Here is a 3,639-nt window from a genome sequence, read left to right on the forward strand (position 1 = left end):
GCCCGCGGGCGTGCCACCCCTTCTCCGTCCCGGGAACCTGGTGCGGCGTCAGTCCGTGCTGCGCACCATGGTCCGGATCCCCACGGCCAGCCCGACGGCGGCGGTCACCACCGCGGCCACCCATCCCCAGGCGGCGGCCGACGAGGTCAGGTCGCCCGCGAACAGCGAGCGCTCGGCGTCGACCAGGTAGGTCAGGGGGTTGAGGTGGGCAGCGGCGCGCATCCACCCCGGCCCGGTCTCGAGGGGCAGCAGCATCCCGGACAGGATCATGAGCGGGAAGAGCAGCGTCTGCTGCACGAGCCAGAACATCCACTCCTGCTTGCGCACCGCGAGGGCCAGGGCGTAGCTGAGCGACCCGATGCCGACGCCGAAGACCGCGAGCATGAGCAGCCCGAGCACCGCGCCGACGGGGTAGAGCTCGAACCCGAACGGCAGCATCACGAGCACGACCACGACCGACTGCGCCGCGATCGGCACCATCTCCTTGAGCGCGCGCCCCACGAGCAGCGACGGGCGGGACAACGGGGAGACGAGCATGCGCTCGTGCGCCCCGGTGTTGAGCTCCTGCTGGAGGTTGGCGCCCGTGGTCGAGGTGCCGAACAGCGTGGTCATCACGAGGATCGACGGCACGAACCACTGCCAGACGTTGCCGCCCAGCGTCCCGGCCGCACCCCCGTCCTGCCCGCTGAGCGTGCCGACGAGCAGGGGGCCGAACAGTGCGAGGAACACGAGCGGCTGCACCAGGCCGAACACGACCGAGAACGGGTCGTGGAGCAGCGGGCGCAGCTCGCGGACCAGGACGATGCTCGTGTCCCGGGCCAGGCGGGCGACCGGGCCCCCGGGGCGGGTGCCGGGACGTCCAGCCTTCGGGCCGGCACCGTGGCGCGTGCCCGTGGGCGCACCACGGCCGGCGGCGGAGGTGGTGGTGTCGACGGTGCTCATGCTGCGTCCTTCCCGGAGAGCGCGGCGCCCTCGATGGTCCGTGCGGTGGCGTGGTCAGTGGTGCCCGGCTCGCGCAGGCTGCGTCCCGTCAGGGCGAGGAACACGTCGTCGAGCGTCGGGCGGTGGACCTGGGCCGTGGCGACCGGGACGCCCGCGTGGTCGGCCGCGCGCAGCAGCGCCGGGAGCAGCGCGGGGCCGTCCGTGACGCGCGCGGTGACCTGCGTGCCGCCGGTCGAGGTCTCGTCGGTCCCGACCTCCCGGACGCCGTCGGCCCGGGAGACGAGCTGTGCGAGGCGAGCGCCGTCGTCGGGCCCGGCGGTCTCGAGGACCACGCGGTCCCCGGCGAGGTCCGTCTTGAGCGCTTCCGCGGTGTCGTCCGCGATGACCTCGCCGTGGTCGACGACGACGACGCGCTCGGCCATGGTGTCGGCCTCGTCGAGGTAGTGCGTCGTCAGGACGATCGTCATGGGCTCGCCCGTCGACGCGAGCGCGTCGGCGCGCATGCGCAGGACGTGCTCCCACAGGTTGGCGCGGTTGTGCGGGTCGAGGCCGGTCGAGGGCTCGTCCAGGAACAGGAGCGAGGGTGCGTGGACCAGGCCCATCGCGACGTCGAGCCGGCGTCGCTGCCCGCCCGAGAGGTCCGCGACCTTGCGGGTGCGCAGCGCGGTCAGGTCGAGCGCCTCGAACAGCTCGTCGGCGCGGCGCCGGGCCGACCGGCGGTCGAGGCCGTAGACGACGCCCTGCGTCACGAGCTCGTCGACGGCCCGCTGGTTGTGGCCCGCGGCGTTGCCCTGCCCGACGTACCCGATGTGGTGACGGACCTGCGCGGGGTGCGCGACGACGTCGTACCCCGCGACGGTCGCGCTGCCCGAGGTGGGCGCGATGAGCGTCGTCAGCATGCGCAGGGTCGTGGTCTTGCCGGCCCCGTTGGGGCCCAGGACGGCGACGAGCTCGCCCGGCTCGATGTCGAGCGAGATGCCGCGCACGGCGTGCACGGTCTCGTGGCGGCTCACGACGAAGTCCTTCGTGAGGGAGCGGGTGTGGATCACGGTGTCCTCCAGGAGTGGGTGATACCTCCATCGTGTCGGGGGTAGAGGTCAGGTTCTGTCCGCTACTTCGTGCGACGCTGGGAGCATGCTCGAGACCTCGGCCCGCCTCCTCGCCCTGCTCTCCCTGCTCCAGGCCCGTCGGGACTGGCCGGGGGAGGCCCTCGCAGACCGGTTGCACGTCAGCCCGCGCACGGTGCGGCGCGACGTCGACCGGTTGCGCGAGCTCGGCTACCCCGTGCGCGCGACCAAGGGGCCCGACGGCGGGTACCGCCTCGACGCGGGCGCCGAGCTCCCGCCCCTGCTGTTCGACGACGAGCAGGCCGTCGCGGTCGCGGTCGCCCTCCGGACGGCCCAGGTGGGTGGGATCGAGGAACCCGCGCGGCGTGCGCTCGCGACCATCCGCCAGGTCATGCCGGCGCGGCTGCGCGGGCGCATCGACGCGCTCGAGGTGACCGCCGTCCGGTCCGCGCGCGACGTGGCTCGGCCGGTCGTGGACCCGTCCGTGCTGGTCGCGGTGGGGAGCGCGGTGCGGGCACGCGAGGTGCTGCGCTTCGACTACGACGGCGGGTCCTCGCCCCTGCTCGGCTCGGGCGACGCGGCCTTCCGGCCCCCGCGGCGGGTCGAACCCCATCACCTCGTGACGTGGGGAGGCCGCTGGTACCTCGTCGCGTGGGACCTCGAGCGCGAGGACTGGCGGACGTTCCGCGTCGACCGCATGACGCCGAGGAGCCCGACAGGGCCCCGGTTCGCGCACCGGGCGCTGCCGGCCGTGCCGGTCGGTGCGGGCTCGGTCCGGAGCGGCGCGCGGGGCGCGGCGGGCGAGGAGGACGGCCGGGGGAGCGGGGACGGTCCAGGCGCGGGCGCGCAGGCAGGTGGGGCGCGCGGGCGCGACAGGCAGGGAAGAGGGAAGGAGCCCGACGTCGCCACGTACGTCGCGCACGTCTTCTCGCGCCCCCGGTGGCCCGTCGAGGGCGAGGTGGTGCTGCACGCACGGGCAGACGCGCTGGCGCCGTGGGTCGGGGACCAGGGCGTGGTCGAGGCGATCGGTCCGGACAGGTCCCGTCTGGTCGCCGGCTCGTGGTCCTGGCGCGGCCTCGCGGCGTGGGTCGGGATGTTCGACGTGCCGTTCGAGGTGGTCGGCCCCCAGGAGCTGCGCGACGCGGTGCGTGAGCTGGGAGAGCGGTACCGGGGAGCGCTCGAGAACCGGTGAGCGTGGCTCGGCGCTGGTGGAACGGCGGGGCGTCGGGGCGGACGCGCAGGAGCTCGCGGGGCGAGGGCGCGGACGGTCCGGAGCGGCGGTGACCGGGGTCACCTCCGGCCAGGTTGACCTGGGGGTTCACGTCCCCGTAATGTTCTCGAAGTCAGCCCGGCAGGGAGAAACAGACACCACTGCGAAGCTCCTCGGAGCCGCCGCGAAGTGGCTGTTCCCGGGGTTGGAATCCGAGATCTTGAACTGGTCGCCTCGCGCCTCCAGGACGGACGACGGAGCCGATCTTCCAGTTTTGACCCGGTTCGGCCGGGTTTGAAACGAAGAAGCCGGTCTGGTAGGTTTAAGAAGTTGCCCCGAGTGAAGGCCTGGAAACGGGTTGGAGTCGGTGCGTGTCGGTTGCTTGAGAACTCAACAGTGTGCTTGATAGTTAATGCCAAT

The 3,639-nt window shown here is 73.3% G+C and carries 3 protein-coding genes; 1 reads left to right on the top strand and 2 read right to left on the bottom strand.

The window, feature by feature from the left end:
• Positions 1–48: 48 nt before the first annotated feature.
• Together ACFWFR_RS18415 and ACFWFR_RS18420 are read right to left on the bottom strand one after the other, a co-directional pair.
• The gene (locus ACFWFR_RS18415; protein ID WP_377624048.1) at positions 49–942 is read right to left on the bottom strand and encodes an ABC transporter permease; all 894 of its coding nucleotides are present in this window, start codon (positions 940–942) and stop codon (positions 49–51) included.
• Positions 939–1,991, bottom strand: coding sequence for an ATP-binding cassette domain-containing protein (locus ACFWFR_RS18420; RefSeq protein WP_377624049.1), 1,053 nt, complete (start codon positions 1,989–1,991; stop codon positions 939–941). The genes ACFWFR_RS18415 and ACFWFR_RS18420 overlap by 4 nt, the downstream gene beginning before the upstream one ends.
• An 85-nt stretch (positions 1,992–2,076) precedes the next feature.
• On the opposite strand from ACFWFR_RS18420, the gene ACFWFR_RS18425 reads away from it, so the two are divergent.
• Positions 2,077–3,201, top strand: a complete 1,125-nt coding sequence (locus ACFWFR_RS18425) for a helix-turn-helix transcriptional regulator (protein WP_377624050.1) — start codon at positions 2,077–2,079, stop codon at positions 3,199–3,201.
• Positions 3,202–3,639: the final 438 nt, after the last annotated feature.

Source organism: Oerskovia sp. NPDC060287, from assembly GCF_042726775.1.
Lineage (GTDB): Bacteria > Actinomycetota > Actinomycetes > Actinomycetales > Cellulomonadaceae > Oerskovia > Oerskovia merdavium.

What these genes read in the sequence shown, in the direction of transcription:
- ACFWFR_RS18425 (WP_377624050.1), top strand. Translation starts at nt 2,077, where the DNA reads ATGCTCGAGACCTCGGCCCGCCTCCTCGCCCTGCTCTCCCTGCTCCAG.
- ACFWFR_RS18415 (WP_377624048.1), bottom strand. Translation starts at nt 942, where the DNA reads ATGAGCACCGTCGACACCACCACCTCCGCCGCCGGCCGTGGTGCGCCC.